12 protein-coding genes are annotated in these 19,457 nt (G+C 70.9%); 7 read left to right on the top strand and 5 right to left on the bottom strand.

Translation table 11 applies throughout. From position 1 onward, the window contains the following. The first annotated feature begins 87 nt into the window (after positions 1-87). From AB0I19_RS08960 to AB0I19_RS08975, 4 genes are all read left to right on the top strand, one after another. The gene (locus AB0I19_RS08960; protein ID WP_357146322.1) at positions 88-1,557 is read left to right on the top strand and encodes an MFS transporter; all 1,470 of its coding nucleotides are present in this window, start codon (positions 88-90) and stop codon (positions 1,555-1,557) included. Positions 1,558-1,695: 138 nt separating this feature from the next. Beyond that, positions 1,696-2,406, top strand: a complete 711-nt coding sequence (locus AB0I19_RS08965; RefSeq protein WP_357146324.1) for an urease accessory UreF family protein — start codon at positions 1,696-1,698, stop codon at positions 2,404-2,406. A 21-nt stretch (positions 2,407-2,427) separates the two neighbouring features. Then, complete coding sequence (ureG, locus tag AB0I19_RS08970) at positions 2,428-3,135, top strand: urease accessory protein UreG (protein ID WP_357146326.1); 708 nt, start codon at positions 2,428-2,430, stop codon at positions 3,133-3,135. Next, on the top strand, positions 3,125-3,790 hold the full coding sequence (locus AB0I19_RS08975; RefSeq protein ID WP_357146327.1) for an urease accessory protein UreD: 666 nt from the start codon (positions 3,125-3,127) through the stop codon (positions 3,788-3,790). Before ureG ends, AB0I19_RS08975 begins: the two co-directional genes overlap by 11 nt. A gap of 56 nt (positions 3,791-3,846) precedes the next feature. Here AB0I19_RS08975 and AB0I19_RS08980 read toward each other — a convergent pair whose 3' ends face one another. The 4 genes from AB0I19_RS08980 to AB0I19_RS08995 form a co-directional block, all read right to left on the bottom strand. After that, a complete protein-coding gene (locus AB0I19_RS08980; RefSeq protein ID WP_357146330.1) occupies positions 3,847-4,689 on the bottom strand; it encodes a hypothetical protein in 843 nt (280 codons plus the stop codon). Positions 4,690-4,867: 178 nt separating this feature from the next. Next, positions 4,868-6,286: an NAD(P)/FAD-dependent oxidoreductase gene (locus AB0I19_RS08985; RefSeq protein WP_357146333.1), complete on the bottom strand. Its 1,419-nt coding sequence runs from the start codon at positions 6,284-6,286 to the stop codon at positions 4,868-4,870. A 60-nt stretch (positions 6,287-6,346) separates the two neighbouring features. Next, the gene (locus AB0I19_RS08990; RefSeq protein ID WP_174550283.1) at positions 6,347-7,228 is read right to left on the bottom strand and encodes a tat pathway signal sequence; all 882 of its coding nucleotides are present in this window, start codon (positions 7,226-7,228) and stop codon (positions 6,347-6,349) included. Between the two features lie 89 nt (positions 7,229-7,317). Continuing rightward, positions 7,318-7,524 (bottom strand): hypothetical protein, encoded by a 207-nt coding sequence (locus tag AB0I19_RS08995; RefSeq protein ID WP_181698142.1) that lies wholly within the window; start codon positions 7,522-7,524, stop codon positions 7,318-7,320. A gap of 190 nt (positions 7,525-7,714) precedes the next feature. On the opposite strand from AB0I19_RS08995, the gene recC reads away from it, so the two are divergent. The 3 genes from recC (at position 7,715) to recD (ending at position 16,914) form a co-directional block, all read left to right on the top strand. Then, the gene (recC, locus tag AB0I19_RS09000) at positions 7,715-11,221 is read left to right on the top strand and encodes an exodeoxyribonuclease V subunit gamma (protein WP_357146336.1); all 3,507 of its coding nucleotides are present in this window, start codon (positions 7,715-7,717) and stop codon (positions 11,219-11,221) included. Between the two features lie 85 nt (positions 11,222-11,306). Continuing rightward, positions 11,307-14,669, top strand: a complete 3,363-nt coding sequence (locus tag AB0I19_RS09005; RefSeq protein WP_357146727.1) for a UvrD-helicase domain-containing protein — start codon at positions 11,307-11,309, stop codon at positions 14,667-14,669. Between the two features lie 232 nt (positions 14,670-14,901). Beyond that, entirely contained in the window at positions 14,902-16,914 is a 2,013-nt protein-coding gene (gene recD / locus AB0I19_RS09010; RefSeq protein ID WP_357146339.1) for an exodeoxyribonuclease V subunit alpha, read from the top strand. 82 nt (positions 16,915-16,996) lie between these two features. On the opposite strand, the gene AB0I19_RS09015 is transcribed toward recD, so the two are convergent. Continuing rightward, positions 16,997-19,453 (bottom strand): DUF4153 domain-containing protein, encoded by a 2,457-nt coding sequence (locus tag AB0I19_RS09015; protein WP_357146340.1) that lies wholly within the window; start codon positions 19,451-19,453, stop codon positions 16,997-16,999. Between the last annotated feature and the right edge of the window lie 4 nt (positions 19,454-19,457).

Raw genomic sequence — 19,457 nt, forward strand, 5'->3', positions numbered from 1 at the left:
TGACTCACTTTCGTCATCCGGTCTTAATGCGTACACTGTACCGGTGCCTCGCGTACGCCGTACGCATACCCTGGGAAGGAACTCGGAATGACGAAGCTGGAACCGGCGGTGCCCACCGCAGTCGCCGGTGGACGCCGCGCATGGCTCGGATTGGGCGTGCTGCTGCTGCCGGTGCTGCTGGTGTCGATGGACATCTCGGTGCTGTTCCTCGCCATGCCGACCCTGACGAGCGACCTCGACCCCACCGCCTCCCAGCAGCTCTGGATTCTCGACATCTACGGGTTCATGCTGGCCGGCCTGCTCATCACGATGGGCAATCTCGGTGACCGGATCGGCAGGCGCAACATCCTGCTCGCCGGCGCGGCCGTGTTCGGTGTGGCATCGGTGCTCGCCGCGTTCGCGCCGAGCGCCCCCGTCCTCATCGCCGCGCGCGTGCTGATGGGCATCGGCGGTGCGACCCTGCTGCCGTCGAGCCTGGCGCTGATCTCCACGCTCTTCCCCGACGCCCGCAGGCGCGCGACCGCGATCGGCATCTGGACGGCGTTCTTCGCGGGCGGTTCGGCCGTCGGCCCGATCATCGGCGGTCTGCTGCTGCACCACTTCTGGTGGGGTTCGGTGTTCCTCATCAATATCCCGGTGCTCGCGATCCTGCTGCTGTTCGGCCCGTTCCTGCTGCCCGAGCACCGCTCGACGACCCTCGGCCCGATCGATCTGCCGAGCGTGGCGCTGTCGATCGGCGGCATCCTGCCGGTGGTCTACGGCATCAAGCACATCGCCGCCGACGGGTTCGATCTCGTCTCGCTGGTGATCGCGGCCATCGGCGCGGTGATGCTCGTGCTGTTCGTGCGCAGGCAGCGTCATCTCAGCGAACCGCTGCTCGACCTGTCGCTGTTCACCCGGCCGCTGTTCCGGGTCGCGATCGGCGCCAGCATGGCGGGCATGATGTCGCTGGCCGCGATGAGCTACCTGACCAGCGTGTATCTGCAGTCGGTCACCGGGCGTGACCCGTTGCAGGCCGCGCTGCTCGGCATTCCGATGGCGGTGGCCGTGTTCGTCTGCTCGATGAGCGGGGCGAATCTCGGGCTGCGGATCGGGGTGCGGGCCGCGTTCACCCTGGCGCTCGTCGCGTCGGCGGTGGGCAATCTGATGCTGCTCGGCGTCGGTGTCGACGGCGGGTTGGCCTGGTACGTGGCCGGTTCGGTGATCGCCGGTGTCGGATACGGCATCTCCTTCACCCTGGTGTCGGATGTGGCGGTGTCGGCGGTGCCTGCCGAGCGCGCGGGTTCGGCGGTCGGAATCTCGGAGACCAGCTTCGAACTCGGCAACGCGCTCGGGCTCGCGCTGCTCGGTTCGCTGGCGGCGCTGGTGTTCCGCTCCGGCGGTGACTTCGACGAAACGCTGGGGGAGACCCTCGCGCACTCCGGCGACAATGCGGGTCTGGCGCACGCCGCTCGCGAATCGTTCGTCAGCGGCATGCATGTCGCCACCACGTGCGGTGCGTTGCTGCTGCTGGCGATGGCCGCGCTGGCGTGGCGTTCGGCCCGGTCGACGCGCTGACAACCGGTAGCGGCGTCACCGCCGCTACCGGTTGTCCGGTGCCGCACAGCACTCGCTCGATGTGAGGAGTGCCACCTGGCCTGCGGTTGGGTCCGGCTCGCCGAGCGTTGCGGCGACGGCGTTGCATAGGATCATCGGATGCGAAACGAGGGTGCGACGGGCCTGGCGACATTGCTCGCCCTGGCCGATTCGCGCCTGCCCATCGGCGGGCACGTGCACTCCGGCGGTGTCGAGGAGGCCGTGGCCTCGGGTCTGTTGCGCGACAACGCGAGCGTCGAGCTGTACCTGCGCCGCCGCATCGCGACCACCGGTCTGGTGACGGCCTCGCTGGCCGCCGCGGTCTGCGCCGGCACGCTCACTCCCGAGCGGGCCGACCTCGAAACCGATGCCCGCACACCGTCTCCCGCCGCGCGCGCCGCTTCCCGTGCCCAGGGTCGCGGTCTGCTGCGACTCGCCAAACAACTCTGGCCCGATCCGGTCCACGTGCACGCGACCGACGCGCGGTCGACGATGCCCCCCGCCGAGGCCGAATATCCGAAGTGGTCGGCGGTCGGCACACGCCCGCATTTGTCGACGGTGTTCGGCATGGTCGGACTGGCCTGCGGTGCGAGTGCCGAGGAACTCGCGGGCGTCGTCGTCTACACCACGCTGACCGGTGCCGCGACGGCCGCCCAGCGCCTCCTCGCCCTCGACCCCGCCGCCATCGCGGCGAGCACGCTGCGCCTGGCACCCCTGTGCGACCGGGTCGCCGCCGAGGCCGTCACGGGGTTGGCCGCGCTGTCGGACCCGTTGCAGGACGCGCTCGCCGAACGTCACCTCCACCGCGATATGCCACTGTTCGCGTCCTGACCCCGAGATGAAGGAGTTCCCATGCCGCCGCACCTGATCGATGGTGAACCGCACGATCACAGCCACGACCGGCCCAAGCGCGATCGGGTTCCTGGTGAGGCGCTGCGCGTCGGCATCGGCGGCCCGGTCGGCTCTGGCAAGACCGCGCTGGTCGCGGCGCTGTGCAGGCAGCTGCGCGACGAGCTCTCGCTCGCGGTGCTCACCAACGACATCTACACCACCGAGGACGCCGACTTCCTGCGCCGCCACGCGGTGCTGCCCGACGAGCGGATCACCGCCGTGCAGACCGGCGGCTGCCCGCACACCGCCATCCGCGACGACATCACCGCCAACCTCGACGCCATCGACGACCTGGTCGCGGCCAACCCGCCGCTGGACCTGATCCTCGTCGAGTCCGGCGGCGACAACCTCACCGCCACGTTCTCCTCCGGCCTGATCGACGTGCAGATCTTCGTGATCGACGTGGCGGGCGGCGACAAGGTGCCGCGCAAGGGCGGCCCCGGTGTCACCTTCTCCGACCTGCTGGTGGTGAACAAGACCGACCTCGCCCCGCTGGTCGGCGCCGACCTCGGCGTGATGGACCGCGACGCCGCCAAGGTGCGTGAGGGCAGGCCGACCGCCCTGATCTCGCTCACCGAGGATCCGGCCGCCACCCCTGTGCTCGCCTGGGTGCGTGAACAATTGCGCGTGGTCGCCGAGCAGGACGCGGCCGCGGGCGTTGCGCACTGAACTGAGCATCGTCGCCGCACCGGGCCGCCTGCCGCGCATCGAGGCGATCGGCGGCCTGGCCGGGCGTCACACCGGCGCCGACACCGTGCACCTGATCGGCACCGCCGCCACCCCGCTCGGCGGCGACGAACTCGACATCCGGGTGGTCGTGCTGCCCGGCGCGCGACTGGTTGTCCGCTCGGTCGCGGCGACGATCGCCCTGCCCAGCGCCGCGAACCCACGGTCGTCGGCGTGTTGGCACTTCGAGGTCGGTGCGGAGGCGGAGCTGGACTTCGACCCGGAGCCGACAATCGTCGCGGGTGGGGCACATCATCACGCGGTGACCACAGTCGTGCTCGGCCCCGGAGCGCGGTTGCGGTTGCGGGAACGGATCCAGCTGGGCCGCAGCGGGGAGGACGGCGGCGGCTGGCGTGGTGATCTGATCGCCGACGTGGGGGAGCTGCCGCTGCTGCGGCACCGGCTGGAACTCGGGGCGGGCACGTCTGCCGACGACCGGCTGAGCGCAGCGCGAGCGCTCGACAGCGAATTGCGCTATCCCGACGATCGACCCGCCTGGTCGGGCGGCCTGGACGCGGTCCGGCTGCCGCTGGCCGCGGGCGGCTCCCTGGCGACCCGCACGAGTGCGCGCCTGCACGCACCGGTTGCGGTCGGTTAACCGAGAAGTGGTGGGAGCCGGACGTATCCGGCTCCCACCACCCGGCACACCGACGATCAGGCGATGGCCGGCTCGCTGTCCTCGGCCTCGATCGTCTCGGGCGCGTCCTCGCCGTCGACGGCGTCGGGCGACATTCCGCGCGGCGGCGCGAGGAAACCGTTCGTCGCACCGACCACGGCGCCCACACCGGCACCGACGATCGTGGCGGGCACCGACACCGCCATGTATCCGGCCACGCCGCCCAGGATCGGGCCCGCGACCAGGCCGACCGGGAAGAAGACGAGCCCGGTGACGAGCCCGGCCACCGCGCCGACCGTGCTGCCCATCATCGCGGCCGGAATCGCCACCGTCGACCCGACTGCGGCACCGCGCGCGGCGGTGCCGAGGGTCTCCTGGGCGATCCGGTCGGAGCGACTGCGCTCGAGCCCGATCGAGTCGAGGAACGTCGCGAGGTTCGCCTCGGTGTTGGCCGAGGCGTCGTTGATCTGGATCGACGTCTCCACCGGAACGAAGTCGGGCACCGGAACCTGCTGGTCACCGAAGCGGAACTGGCCCGGCGGCGGCAGGATCGGCGGTACCGGTGCCACCGCGGTCGGCAGATGCAGCGGGCCGACCGGAGACAGGTAGTCGGTCTCCGGGCCCGTGCGTGCCCACGGCAGCGAGCTGCGCGTGTTCGCGGGTTTCGGCGCGGTCACGTAAGGGGCGGCATTGGGCGCGACCGCGTCGTACTCCGGTGCGATCGGCTGCTGTTCGGGCTGCGTCACCGCCGCCTGTGCGGGATCGGCATTCGCGGTGCCCGTGCCGATCAGGGCCATGACCAGGGGTACCGCTCCCGCCGCGACGACCGAACCGACCTTCTGTCGCTGCGGGCTCGGCGCCCTGTGTTTCCCCGTCGCCATAGATCACCTTTCATCCGGGGGATTTGGTCACACATATGACCTCCGACATTCGGACCGGTGCCGTGGGCGGATGGGTCCGAAACGTCGGCAGCCCGCAATATCGGTGTGCCGGAAGGTAACCGGAGACGACAAAAGCCGGATGGTTCGACGGAACCATCCGGCTTTTCGGGCAGGTGTACTACCCGGACTTGCGCTCGTCGATCTGTTTGCGCCCCGACGGCGGGGCGCCGAGGTGGGCGGCGAGTTCATCGGCTTCGGAGACGTCGGAGTTGACCTCCTCGATCGCCAGGCGCGCGAACACCCACTGCTCGGTCGCCGCCATCTGACCGCGGTTGCGGCCGAGGAAGGACACGAACCAGCCGATCACGGTGACGATCCGGCTGCGGTAGCCGACCAGGTAGTACAGGTGCAGGGCCAGCCACGCGAGCCAGGCGAGGAACCCGCTGAACTCGAGCTTGCCGATCTGGCAGACCGCGTCGAAACGCGAGATCGTCGCCATCGAGCCCTTGTTGAAGTACTTGAACGGCTTCCGTTCGGCCGGGGTCTGCCCCTTCAGCCCGGCCTTGATGGCCTTGGCCGCGTAGGTGGAACCCTGGATCGCGCCCTGGGCCTGGCCGGGCACACCGGGCACCGACATCAGGTCGCCGACCACGAAGACGTTCGGGTGACCCTTGACCGTGAGATCAGGCTCGACGATGACGCGACCGGCCCGGTCCACCTCGGTGCCGTCGGAACGCTCGGCGATCATCTTGCCCAGCGGGCTGGCCTGCACGCCCGCCGACCACACCTTGCACATCGCCTCGATGCGGCGGGTGCTGCCGTCCTTGTCCTTGACGACGACGCCGTGCGCGTCGACATCGGTCACCATGGCGTTGAGCTGGATCTCCACGCCCATCTTCTCGAGCCGCTTGGCGGCCTTGGCGCCCAGCTTCGGACCCATCGGGCCCAGCACCGCGCCCGCGCCCTCGAGCAGGATGACGCGCGCGTCGCGCGGGTCGATGGTGCGGAAGGTGCCGTCGAGGGTGCGGTCGGCGAGTTCGGCGATCTGCCCGGCCAACTCGACACCCGTCGGGCCCGCGCCGACGACGATGAAGGTGAGCAGCCGGTCTCGTTCCTCCTGGGTTTCGGCCAGCTCGGCCTGCTCGAAGGCGCCGAGAATGCGGGCACGCAGTTCCAGGGCGTCGTCGATGGTCTTCATGCCGGGCGCGTAGGTGGCGAAGTGGTCGTTACCGAAGTAGGACTGCTGCGCGCCGGTGGCGACGATGAGGCTGTCGTAGGGGGTGACGGTATCGCGGTTGAGTAAGCGCGAGGTGACCGTCTGGTTCGCCAGGTCGACGTCGACGACGTCGCCCATCAGAACCTGCGCGTTCTTCTGCTTGCGCAGCACGAGCCGGGTGGCCGGGGCGATCTCGCCCGTCGACAGGATGCCCGTGGCTACCTGGTACAGCAGCGGCTGGAACAGGTGGGTCGACGTCTTGGAGATCAGCGTGACATCGACATCGGCCCTGCGCAGGTGCCGGGTGCCGAACAACCCGCCGAACCCGGAACCGATCACCACCACGCGGTGCCGCTGGTTCCCGACAGACTGAGTGCTCATCGTCCTGACTCCTCGGCTGACTGGGGTGATTACAGAACCGACCTTACGGGACGTGGCGCCTCAGCGACCCGCAAGGAGCAGCTGGGCCACCTTGGTGTCGGTCTCGGCGCCCTCGGTGTAGCCGCCGTCGGCGCCGAGCGCGTTCATGATGGCCAGGGTATAGCGCTCGCCCTCGCCCGCGACGCCGACCGAGTTGACCACCCAGCCGTCGGCCTCGGCCGACCAGCCGTTCTTCAGACCGGGACGCATCGCCGCGCCGGCGCCCCACACACCCCAGTGCTGGTTCGAGTCGACCGAGCGCATCCGGTCGAGCAGGTAGGCCAGGTCGTCGGGGTGCATGGTGTCGAGGATGGTGTTCATCAGCCGGTCCAGGTCGGCGGCGGTGCACTTCTGGAACGACCAGTCCGGGAACAGCGCGGTGTTGGTCGGCTGCGGGATCAGGCTGACCATGCCGTACGCGCGGAAGGCGTTGTTGTAGGCCATCCGGTCGAAGCCGATGTACTTGTGCCACAGCACATCCGTCGCCTGGTCGTTGGACGTGGCGAGCATCGCCTCGATATTGCCCCGGTCCTCCGGCGACAGCGCGATGGCGCCGACGCGGGCCCGGTTGAGCAGGTCGGCGGCGATGGCCAGCTTGATCGTCGAGGCGGTCCACACCTGGTTCTCGGCGTGTTCGTTGGCGTAGATGCCGCCGGTGACACGGTCGCGCAGCACGTAGCCGACGACGCCGGGGCGGCCGGCCAGGTAGCTGTTCACCCGCGCGATCCGCGAACTCATGTCGCAGTCGAAGCCGGACAGGCACGCCTGGGTCAGGACCGGCGCGGCCTGCGCGGTGGCGGTGAGTACGGGGACGCCCGGGGTGAGGGCGGCCGCGGCGGCGAGGAGACAAGCTGTTGCTGCGACCCGGGAAACGACGCGGGTGGCGGGGGAACGGTCACGCACGAGGCACCACACTGGCACATCGACGGCCCGGGCGCACCCTTCGCTGCCGAATCGTCACAAATCGGCCTTGTGGCACAGCGGGATTGCGATCAGTGATGCGCGGCGTGCGGGGTGGCGATGGGGCAGCCGTTGAGCCGGTGGCAGTGCTCGAACGCCTCGCCGTGACGATCGAGGGGCCACGAGTGCAGCACCTGGTCGGGGCCGTAGCGCCGGGAATTGATGAGTTCCCAGCGGGCGCCTGCGCGGCGGACGACGAATCCGCCGTCGGGAACCAGGGCAATCACCTGCGCGATCATGAACCGAACCCGCCTTTCGTACTGCGGCCGAACCGTCCCACCCGAGCCAGCAGAGTCCCACGCCCCGGTTTCGTCCCGGCGCAGGCGTGGCCGGTAACGCGTTGCAGTGTGGTCTATTTCACTAGCTCTTGCGGGGGGTGTGGGCGGGGTCGCATGATTGCGGGTCGGTCGCTGGGCGTATAAACGACGGATGCCGTTGCACCTCCATCGCGCCGAACGCGCCGACGCGCTGGCCGACGGTCTCGGGCAGGTGCTCGCGGTTGCGCCCGGTGATCCTTTCGCCACCGAGGTGGTCGCCGTTCCCGCGAAAGGTGTCGAGCGCTGGCTGGCGCAACGGTTGTCCGGGGTGCTCGGCGTGGGCGGGGCAGGTGACGGGGTAGCTGCCAACATCTCCTTCCCCTCACCTGCCGCGTTGGTCGCCGACGTGCTGGCCGCCGCGAACGGGATCACCGCCGAGGACGACCCGTGGTCCGGGCAGCGGGTGGTGTGGTCGGTGCTGCGGGTGATCGACGAGGTGGCCGCCGAACCGTGGGCAGCGGTCCTGGCCCGCCATCTCGGGCTGCCCGGCGGCGATCACCGGCTCGGCAGGCGCTATTCGACCGCCGCCCACCTGGCCGCCCTGTTCGACTCCTACGCCGCCCAGCGCCCGCGCGTGCTGCTCGACTGGGTCGCGGGCAACGACGGCGACGGCGCGGGCGGCCGGGTGCCCGACGACCTGGCATGGCAGCCGAAGCTGTGGCGCGCGCTGCGCACGGCCATCGGCTCCCCGAGCCCCGCCGAACGCCTCGCCGACGCCTGTGCCCGGCTGCGCACCGACCCCGCGTCCGTCGACCTGCCCGAGCGCCTGTCGCTGTTCGGCCTCACCCGCCTGCCCGCCGACCAGCTCGCCGTCTTCACCGCCCTCGCCGCCCATCGCGATGTGCACCTGTGGCTGGCACATCCGAGTCCGGTGCTGTGGACGGCACTCGCCGATGCCGCCGGGCACGGTGGCATCGGCAACGCATCGTCGCCGCGGTCCGGTGCGGCTTCGCCGAGCACGGCTGCGGCTGCGGCTGCGCGATTCGATCTCGAGTCTCCCGGTGGTCCACCGGTCGGGGACGGCTCGGATCCGGTCGCTGATCGGGACGGGCCGGCGCGGGCGAATCGAGCCGGGGTTCAGCAGTTCTCGGCGGCGCCCCGGTCTGCCGATCGGACCGCGGATCGCGTTTCGCACCCCTTGCTCGCCGGCCTCGGCCGTGATGTCCGGGAGCTGGAGCAGCGGCTGAAACCGTTGCTGGACAGCGATAGTCATCTCCCGGCGCGACTCGATTCGACGACCCTGCTCGGCCGGGTGCAGTGCGCGATCCGCGACGACCGTGCCCCGGAGTCGGGGGCGGCGCCGGACGGCAGCATCGAGGTGCACGCCTGTCACGGTGCGGCCCGGCAGGTGGAGGTGCTGCGGGATCTGTTGCTGCGCACGTTCACCGCCGATCCGACGCTGGAACCACGCGACGTGCTCATCATGTGCCCGGACGTGGAGGCCTATGCCCCGCTGGTGCGGGCGGCCTTCGGGCAGCGCGGGTCGGGCACGGGAGACCAGCCCGTAGCCGGGGAACATCCGGCCCATCAGCTGCGGGTGCGGTTGGCGGACCGGGGCCGGGCGGTGACCAACCCGATGCTCGCGGTGGTGATCGATCTGCTCGAACTGGCCGACGGGCGTGTCACCGTGACGCAGGTCCTCGATCTGGCCGCCGCCGAAAGCGTGCGCCGCCGTTGTGGTTTCGACGACGACGACATCGAACGGCTGCGCGGCTGGGCCGCCGAGTCGGGTGCGCGCTGGGGTATCGGGCAGCGTCAGCGGGAGGCGTTCGGCCTGGCCGATTTCGCCCAGAACACCCTCAACGCCGCCGTGGACCGCATCCTGCTCGGCGTCACCGCCGACGAGTCCGGTGACGACTGGCTCGATCTCGCCCTGCCCCTCGACGATGTCGACTCCAACGACGTCGACCTGGCGGGGCGCTTCGCCGAGTTCGTCGACCGGGTCGCGGTCTGCCTGCGCGACCTGCGCGGTCCCCGGCCCGCCGCCCAGTGGACGGCGGTGCTGCTGCGCGCGCTCGAACTGCTCACCGATGTGCCGGACTCCTACGCCTGGATCCGGGCCGAAGCGCGCCGCGAGATCGTCGCCGCCACCGAGCACGCGGGTGACGCACCGCTGCGGCTGGCCGATGTCGCGGTGCTGCTGACCTCCCGGCTCGCGGGCGCACCCGGGCGCGCCAACTTCCGCACCGGCGAACTCACGGTGTGCTCGCTGGTTCCCATGCGATCGGTGCCGCACCGGGTGGTGGTGCTGCTCGGCCTCGACGACGACATCTTCCCGCGTACCGGCAGCGTCGACGGCGACGACCTGCTGGCCCGCGACCCGCTGATCGGTGAACGCGACGCCCGCAGCGAGGACCGGCAGCTGCTGCTCGACGCGATCATGGCCGCCACCGAACAGCTGCTCGTGCTGCACACCGGCGCCGACCCCGTCACCGGCGCCGCCCGCCCGCCCGCCGTCCCGGTGGCCGAACTGCTCGACGTGCTCGCCACCCACGTCGGCTCGGCCGCGATGTCCGACGTGCACATCCGGCACCCGCTCCAGGCCTTCGACCGGCGCAATTTCGCGCCGGAGCGCCCACGCAGCTTCGACACCGTCGCCCTCGCGGGCGCCCGGGCTGCCGCGCGTCCGTCCCGCCCGCGCCCACCACTGCTCGCCGAACCGCTCCCGCCCGCCCCGCCTACGGACGTGGCGCTGGCCGAACTGATCGCGTTCGCCGAACACCCGGTGCGCGCGTTCCTGTGGCAGCGCCTCGGCCTGCGGGTCCCCGAGGAATCCGAGGACATCGCCGACCAGTTGCCCATCGAACTCGACGGCCTGGCCAAGTGGGACCTGGGGGAGCGGATGCTCACCGCCCGCCTCACCGGTGCCGACCCGGCGGGCCTGCGCGCGGCCGAATGGCGACGGGGGACGTTGCCGCCCTTCGGTTTCGGTACCCGCGTGCTCGACGAGGTGGAAGGCACGGTCGACACCATCGTGCGGACGGCGCTGCCCGATTACGAGGCGAGTCCGCGAGCGGTGGACATCGCCGTCGACCTGGGCAACGGTCGCACCCTCGCCGGTACCGTTCCGGAGGTGCGCGGCGAAACCCTCGTCCGCACCACGTACTCCCGTCTGGCGCCCAAACATCGTCTGGCAGCGTGGGTTTCGCTGCTCGCGCTGGCCGCCACCGAGGATCGGTCGTGGCGGGCGATCAGCACCGGCCGCGGCCAGTTCCGCAGCCGCCCGGTCGCCCGGTCGATCATCACCGCACCCGAACCACCTGCGGCCCTTGCGATCCTGCGCGACCTGGTCCGCCTGCGTGACGAGGGCCTGTGCGAACCCTTGCCCGTCGCGCCCACCGCCACCGCCGCCTACGCCGAACGCCGCTTCCGGGGCGACAGCGTCGCCGACGCCCTGCTCGCCGCCGAACACGCCTTCGACGGCGGCCCCAACGGCCCCGACAAATTCGGCGACCACACCGACCGCTACCTGCGCTACATCTGGGGCCGCGCACCACGTTTCGAGCAGCTGATCGCCGAACCCGCCCGCCCCGGCGAACCGGAAACCACCCGCTTCGGTGCCGTCGCCCGCCGCTGGTGGGGCCCGTTGCTCGCCGCCGAAAGCCAGGGGCAACCGTGAAGACATCGCTGCCCGTGGGGGCGCTGTGGTCCGAGGCGGGCTGGGCGCGAGCCGGTTGCTACGAGGGGCCGAAGCGGTGACCGGGATGATGTCGGCCCCGCCGACCGAGGCATTCGATGCGGCTGGTCCGTTGCCGCAGGGCACCACCGTGCTCGAAGCGAGCGCGGGCACCGGCAAAACCCATGCGATCGTCGGGCTGGCGGTGCGGTACGTGGCCGAGCAGGGGATCTCGATCACCGAACTGCTGCTGGTGACGTTCAGCCGCGCCGCAACCCAGGAACTGCGCGAACGCACCAGGGACCGGTTCGTCACCGTTGCCACCGCACTGGCCGAACCCGCTGCGGCACAGGAGCATCCGGACGAACTCGTGCGCGCCCTCGCCGCCGCCGACCCGGCGACGGTGCGGCTGCGTCGCCGTAGGCTGCTCTCCGCTCTCGCCGATTTCGACGCGGGCACCATCGCCACCACCCACTCGTTCTGCCAGCGCATGCTCGACGAACTCGGCCTGGCGGGCGAACACGACCCCGGCGCGCGGTTGGTCGAATCGGTCGACGACCTCGTCGCCACCGTCACCGACGACCTGTACCTGGCCCGCTACGCCCGCGACCGCGCCCCCTTCACCCTGCGCGACGCGCACATCCTCGCGCTGGCCGCCGTCCACGACCGGCATGCCGAACTCGCGCCACGCACCGAGGGCGCCGCGGGCGAACGGGTGGCGTTCGCGACCGCGGTGCGCGCCGAAACCGACCGCCGCAAACGCCGTGCGGGGCTGCGTGACTTCGACGATCTGCTCGTGCTGCTGCACGACGTGCTCGCCGACCCGGTGCACGGTCCCGCGGCCTGTGCCCGCATCCGCGAGCGCTACCGGGTGGCGCTCGTCGACGAATTCCAGGACACCGACCCGCTGCAGTGGGACATCCTGCGCCGCGCCTTCCACGAACACGCCACCATGGTGCTGGTCGGCGACCCGAAACAGGCCATCTACGCCTTCCGCGGCGCGGAGGTGCTCAGCTACCTCGACGCGGTGGCGCACGCGCGGCAGCGCAGCGAACTCACCCGCAACTGGCGCAGCGACGCCGGACTGCTGCGCGCGATCGATCACCTCTGTGGCGGCGCGGAACTCGGTCATCCGGAGATCAGTGTGTACCCGGTCGCCGCGACCCGCGCCGACACCCGGCTACACGGCGACCCGGAGGTCGTCACCCCGTTGCGGCTGCGGGTACTGCCGCGCACCGGTGCCGGGCCGCGGAACAAGTCGGGATTCCCGTCGGTCGGCAGGCAGCGCGCGAAGGTTGCCGCCGATCTCGCCGCCGACATCGTCACGTTGCTCGAATCCGGAACCAGCATCGAGGCCAAACCCGAACGCGGCGCGGATTATTCGCTCACCGAGGTCGGCGACGGCCGGGTGCGCAGACCGATCGGTCCCGGCGACATCGCGGTCCTGGTGCGCACCCGCACTCAGATCGACGTGGTGCGCGCCGCCCTGGACCGGGTCGGTGTGGCCTCCGTACTCGCCGGTGGCACAAGTGTTTTCGCGACCCCGGCGGCCACCGACTGGCTGTGGGTTCTGCGCGCGCTCGAACAACCCCATCGCGGTGACCGGGTGCGGTTGGCGGCCTGCACACCGATCCTCGGCGTCACGCTCGCCGAGATCGATGCCGGTGGTGCCGATCTCGTCGGCCGGATCTCCACACAGCTACGTGAGGCGGCCCGCCTCTTCGCCCGCGCCGGATTCGCCGCCGTCTTCGACAAACTCGCGACCGAAACCGAACTCGCACCCCGACTGCTCGCCGTCGACAACGGCGAGCGCGAACTCACCGACCTGCGCCACCTGGCCGGCCTCCTCGACGAAGTGGCCCACACCGAAGGGCTCGGCCTGACCGCCCTCACCCGCTGGCTGGCCGACCGGGTCCGCGACCCGGAGGCGGGTTCGGTGAGCGGGCGCAGCCGCCGCCTCGACCGCGACGCCGCCGCCGTGCAGATCGCCACGGTACACGCCAGCAAGGGACTCGAATTCCCCATCGTGTACCTGCCTTTCGCGTGGGACAGTGCCAAGAACCCCTACCCGGCGACCTTGCTGTTCCACGACGACAACGGCACCCGGGTGCTCGACATCGGCGGCAAGGACGCCCCCGGTTACGGCGAACGCCAATTGCGCTGCGAGGCCGAGGAATCCGGCGAAGAGCTGCGGCTGCTGTACGTGGCGGCGACCAGGGCGATGTGCCAGGTGGTCAGCTGGTGGGCGCCCGCCGTCACCACGGGTGCCGCGCCACTGCACCGGATGATCCTCGGTCGCCGACCCGGCGCGTCGCAGGTACCCCGACGCGCCGAAATACCCGCAGATGCGGCTGCCCTGCAACGCCTTTCGGAATGGGCCGCCCCGGCCGCCGACGTGATCTCGGTGACGGCGGTCGACCGCCCCGAGAACGTGGCCCCGCGCCGGGTACGCACCGAACTACCCACCGGTGAGCTGGCAGCCGCCGCGTTCGACCGGCCCCTCGACCAGCTGTGGCGGCGCACCTCCTACTCGGCCCTCACCGCGGGCGCACACGACCTGGCCTCGGTCAACGACAGCGAACCCGAGGACGGGCCCGGTCCCGACGACGAACCGGACACCCCGCCGCTCGACGTGCCGACAGTGGTCGCGGCGGCGCCGTCGCTGATGAACGCCCTGCCCTACGGTGCCGAATTCGGCACCCTCGTGCACGGCGTGCTCGAAACGGTCGACACCTCCGTCACCGACCTCGCCGCCGAGGTACGCGCGCGGTGCGCCGAAGCAGTCGAGCACACCATGGCCGAACTCGATGTCGAACTGCTGTCGGACGCGTTGTTCCAAGTCCTCTGCACGCCGACCGATTTCGGCTCGCTGGCCCGGATCCCGACCAGGGACCGGCTCAACGAGCTCGAGTTCGAACTACCCCTCGGCGGCGGGGACGACCCGCGCGGCCGGGCCGCCACCCTGCGCGATATCGCCGCCCTGCTGCGCACCCACCTTCCGCCGGACGACGACCTGGCAGGCTATGCCGATCACCTCGCCGCCCTACCCGAGACGGTGCTGCGTGGTTACCTGACCGGCAGCATCGACGCCGTGCTTCGGGTACCCGGCGACGGTGATCTCCGGTACGTGATCGTCGACTACAAAACCAACCGGCTCGGCACCGGCGACCTCACTGTCGAGCACTACCGCCGCGAACACATGCTCGTGGAGATGATCCGCTCCCACTACCCGTTGCAGGCACTGCTGTATGCCGTTGCCCTGCACCGCTATCTGCGCTGGCGCCTGCCGAACTACGACCCGACCCGCCACCTCGGCGGCGCCCGCTACCTGTTCGTCCGAGGCATGATCGGCGCCGACACCCCACCCGGCCACGGCGTCTTCGACTGGTACCCACCCGCCGAACTCGTTGTGGCACTGTCGGATCTGCTCGCCGGGGAGAGCCGTCGATGACCGGCGCAACTGTTTCCGCCGGGTGCGTCCGGTCGACCGACGCCCGAGGATCCGCACCGACGGCTCCGGGCACACATCGGGGAGTGCACCCGCACCTTCGACCCGACACGGCCGTGCGGCAGGCCCTCGGCATGCGGGGACATTCCAGGACAGCGATGTCGGCGGATGATCGCACCCGCGACGAAGACGAGCGTCCCGCCGATGGGCGGCGGATCGGTGGGAGAGCGAGAAGGTGACATCGATTCAGGTGGCGCAGCGAGGGACCGGCCTGCTGCGGGTCTTCAACGAGGCAGGTGTGCTGTCGGCTGCCGACGTGCATGTGGCCGTGCGGCTGGGACGGCTCGGGCGCGAGGACAGCGAGGACGTGTTGTTCGCGGCGGCGCTTGCTGTGCGCGCGGTGCGGTCGGGGTCGGTGTGTCTCGAGCTGGCGCGGATGCGTGAGATCGGTGTCGACGCCGACGAAAGTCGTGATGGCGTAACCGGAATCGACCCCGCGACACTGCCGTGGCCCGAGACGGACCGGGTGCTCACGGCACTGCGGGCCAGCCCGCTCGTGCAGGGTGGTCGGGCCGGACCGTTGCGTCCGCTTCGAGTGGTCGAGGCCGATGCCGACGGTGGGGCGCTGCTCTACCTCGACCGCTACTACCAGCAGGAACAGACGCTGCGTCGGGCACTCGTCGAACGCAGCGCCGACCACCCCGTCGTCGACACCGCCCTCGTGCGCGCCGAACTCGACCGCCTGTTCGCCGACCCCCTCGGCGAAGGCCCCGATCGGCAACGCCTCGCCGCCGCGCTGGCCGCCACCCACTGGACCACCGTCGTCGCAGGCGGTCCCGGCACCGGCAAGACGCACACGATCGCCCGTATCCTCGCCCTGCTCACGGCCCACCGCCGGGCCACCCCCAAACTGCCCGCCCTGCGCATCGCCCTGGCCGCTCCCACCGGCAAAGCGGCCGCCCGCCTGCAGGAAGCCGTGCGTGACCAAGCCGCCGAACTCGGCCTGCCCGAGCTCACCGCGTCCACCCTGCACCGCCTGCTCGGCTGGCAGCGCGGCCGCACCACCCGTTTCCGCCATCACGCCCACAACCGGCTGCCCTACGACGTGGTGGTCGTCGACGAAACCTCCATGGTCTCGCTCACTATGATGAGCCACCTGTTCTCCGCCCTGCGCCCCGACACCCGCCTCATCCTCGTCGGCGACCCCGACCAGCTCGCCTCCGTCGACGCGGGCGCCGTCCTGGCCGACCTCGTTGCCGGACCGGTCGTCGGCGTCCCGAACCCGGCCCTGCGCGAACTCCTGATATCCGGCACCGGGTCAGCATCCGCTGCGGCTCGTGCGGGGGAAGAGACCGCCTCCGGCGTTGACGCTGCCGTTGTGACCGATGCGGCGGCCGGAACCTCAGCCGCTGACGGCGAAGGTATGCCCGCGAATTCGCCTGCGCAGGATGTCGATTCGCTCAGTGCGCTGGAGATGCGGCGTCTGCAGGGCGGCATCGTGCGACTGACCCGTGGGCGGCGCTTCGGTGGGCGGATCGCGGATCTGGCTGTCGCCGTGCGTGCCGGGGATGCCGATGCGGCGTTGGCGATTCTGCGCGCCGGGGGCGACGACGTATCACTGTGTGGCCCCGACGATATCCGTGCGGTGCGCGCCGACGTGACCACCGCCGCGCTCGCTGTCACGGAGGCGGCGGAAGCCGGTGACGCGGTCGGTGCGCTCGGCGCGCTGGAATCACATCGTCTGCTCTGCGCGCACCGGCAGGGCCCGTTCGGTGTGGAGCGGTGGGATCGGATGGCGGCGGAATGGGCGGCTGCCGGCGGCGCGGGACCCGAAGGGCCGCAAGCGGTGTGGTATCCCGGCCAGCCCCTGCTCGTCACCGCCAACGACCACGAGGCGCGCATCTACAACGGCGACACCGGTGTCATCATCCGCCGCGCCGACGGTTCCCTGCGGGCCGCCCTGCAACGCGGCAGCGAGCCCTACTTCGTCCACCCCACCCAATTCCCCTCGGTCGTCACGGTTTTCGCGATGACCATCCACCGCAGCCAGGGCAGCCAGTACGACACCGTCTCGGTGGTCCTGCCCGAACCCGAATCCACGCTCCTCACCAGGGAACTCCTCTACACCGCGATCACCCGCGCCCGCACCCACGTGCGCATCATCGGTACCGAGGACGCCGTCCGCGCCGCCATCGCCCGCCGCGTCCTGCGCGCCAGCGGCCTCACCCGCACCACCCTCGCCACCTGAGCTCCCGATCGAGATCACCACGCTCTGATGGCGGGATTCGGGCGGAAACCCGCCGCCAGAGCGTGGTGATCGAGTGTCCTTGTCAGCGGGCGGAGCTGCGGGAGAGGTTCCAGGCCCACCAGGGGTCGTCGTCGAGGCCGCTGCGGATGCTCGGCTCGATCTGGGCGCGCAGGGGGTCGGGCAGCCCGTCCAGCGCCGGGAGGATGTCGGGGGACAGGGACGTCAGGTAGTCGGTGTCGAGTCGTCCGTTCTGTTCCCAGCGGGCGATATTACGTTCGGCGACAAGGTGTTCGGGGTTGATCGCCGCGAGCGCGACGAGCGTGGCGAGGGCGGTGCCGACGGCCGCGCGCGGCACCCAGCTCCAGCGCAGCCGCGCGATCGCGACCAGCATCAGCACGTACAGCAACCCGACCCACAGCTCGCACATCGACACCAGCAGGCGCAGCACCGTGAACCCGTAGGCCTGCTGGTAGGTCCACATGCGGCCGAGCGCGGAGACGACGATGATCAGCGTCAGCAGGCTCACCGCACCGAGCAGCACCCGCACCCACAGCCGGTCGGCGGCGGTGTCCTTGGCCGAGAAGTGCAGGACCGCGGCGATCACCGCCAGGGCGAGGATGCTCACCGCCGACAGCTGCCAGAACCCGCTGCGCGCGTATTCGGCGTAGGTGAGTCCGGCGGTGCGCTGCACGTAATCGTCACCGCCGAACAGGGCGACGAACTGGCCGCCGAGGAACACCCCGAACAACACCGCAAGCACCGCGACCGGCAACGCCCACTCACTGCGCGTCCACAACCGGCTCGGCCGTCCGGCATCGCCCGCGGCGGGCAGCGGTCCGGCCAGCAGATACAGCGCGCCCAACGCACCCATCCCCAGCACGGCGAACATGAACAGCCACTCCCACGCGGCGGCCGAGTCCACCTTGGGCACCAGCCCGCTCAACAGCGTCGCGAACGTCGCGTCGGCCCCACCGAGCAACGGCACGAACACCACGAGCAGCACCGCCGTCGCGGCTACCGAAACCCCGTACCGCCGCACCCGCGACAACTCGCTCGTCCCGGCCTGCCGCACCCCCGAAAACGCCCACGGCACAGCGACGAACGACTCGACCGGCACCGCGATCATGTCGAACCACACACCCCGCGTACTCCGCCGCCCCAACACCGCGAACGACCCAGCCACACAGGCCCCGACCACACACCACGCGAACAACCACCCCGCCGCCCGAACAGCCCCGACCCCCAACAGGACCAGCGCCAACCCGACCCACCAACCACGCCCCCACCGCAACGCCACCCCCACAACCGAACTCCCACCAGCTGCCCGACTCGGAGCGGCCGCCGGTTCCGGTGTGGGCTTCACGCTCGGACCGACACTTTCGCGCGGACTCGCACCGGATTCCGCACTCGCGATTGGGCCGCCGTCACCCGGGCTCGTGTCCGCATTCGCACCGGCACCCGCAGGAATCTCGGTGCTCGCACTCGCGGCGGTGTTGGTGTCGGCATCTGATTCAGCGGCTGCGCTCGTAGCGGTATCCGAGCGTGCGGCGGGCATCGAGGGCGTGATGCCCTTCGTCCGCTCGGTCGTGGAGTCGTGGGCGACTCGGGTGCCGGGCACACTCGGTGCCGTCGTCGTGTCGGCGGCTGCCACCGGCTTTTCGCGGAGATTCGCTGAATCGCCCTCGGACGCACCAGGAATTCGCTCCGGCTTCTGCGCCGAACTTCTGCGCGCCCGCTGGTCGACGGCGCAGAGGGCGGCGGTGATGGCGGTGCCGGTGAGGAGCCAGCCGATGCCGGGGCGGTCGGTGGGGATCACCGTGGCGCCGACGACGCCGACGAACGCTGCGGCCGGAAGGACACCGGAGGGGCGGGCGACTCGGCGCCAGCGAGGTGGGGCCGGGGGACGCGGTGGCGCTGACGTGTGCCGAATGGGTGACATCGGTTCCACGGCGGCTGCCTGCCAGCCGGATGTCCAGGACGGGGGAGTGGAGCTGCCCGATGCTGACCGGTCGGCGGGGGAGGTAGTCGGCTCGACCACGGAACCTGGTGATCCGTTGGGCGCGGCCCTATCAGGTGTGGGGGTCGAATCGGACTGGACAGGTTCGCGCGCCCGGGCGGTGGTGTCAGCGCCGGAATCGGCAGTTGCAATGTCCGAGTCACCGGACTGCGCGGTATTGGACGGCTGATTGCCCTTCTTGGAGAGCAGCGCCGTGATGGCGGTGGCCTGTGCGATGATCGCGGGGCCAACAGAATTCGCCGTCGAATCGCCGGAATCGGCGCCGTGGTGCGTCGCTCCGAGCCCGCTCTGTTCCTTCGCGCCGGGTGGGGCGGCATCGGGTGTCGCCTCGGACCGGCCGGTGCCCGGCCCGGCGAGAGCGACGGGGCCGGCTTCTGGGCTCGGCTCGATTCGGCCCTCGGGAGCGGCGGGTGCGGGAGAGTCTCCGCGATCCGCATCTGCCCCAGCAGCGTCCGCCGGGTTCGGTGTGGCAGCGGGCAGTTCGTTGTCCTCGCCGGACCGCTCCGTGGTCGATTTCGTCATGTTT

Source organism: Nocardia sp. NPDC050413 (assembly GCF_040655475.1).
Classification (GTDB): domain Bacteria; phylum Actinomycetota; class Actinomycetes; order Mycobacteriales; family Mycobacteriaceae; genus Nocardia; species Nocardia coubleae.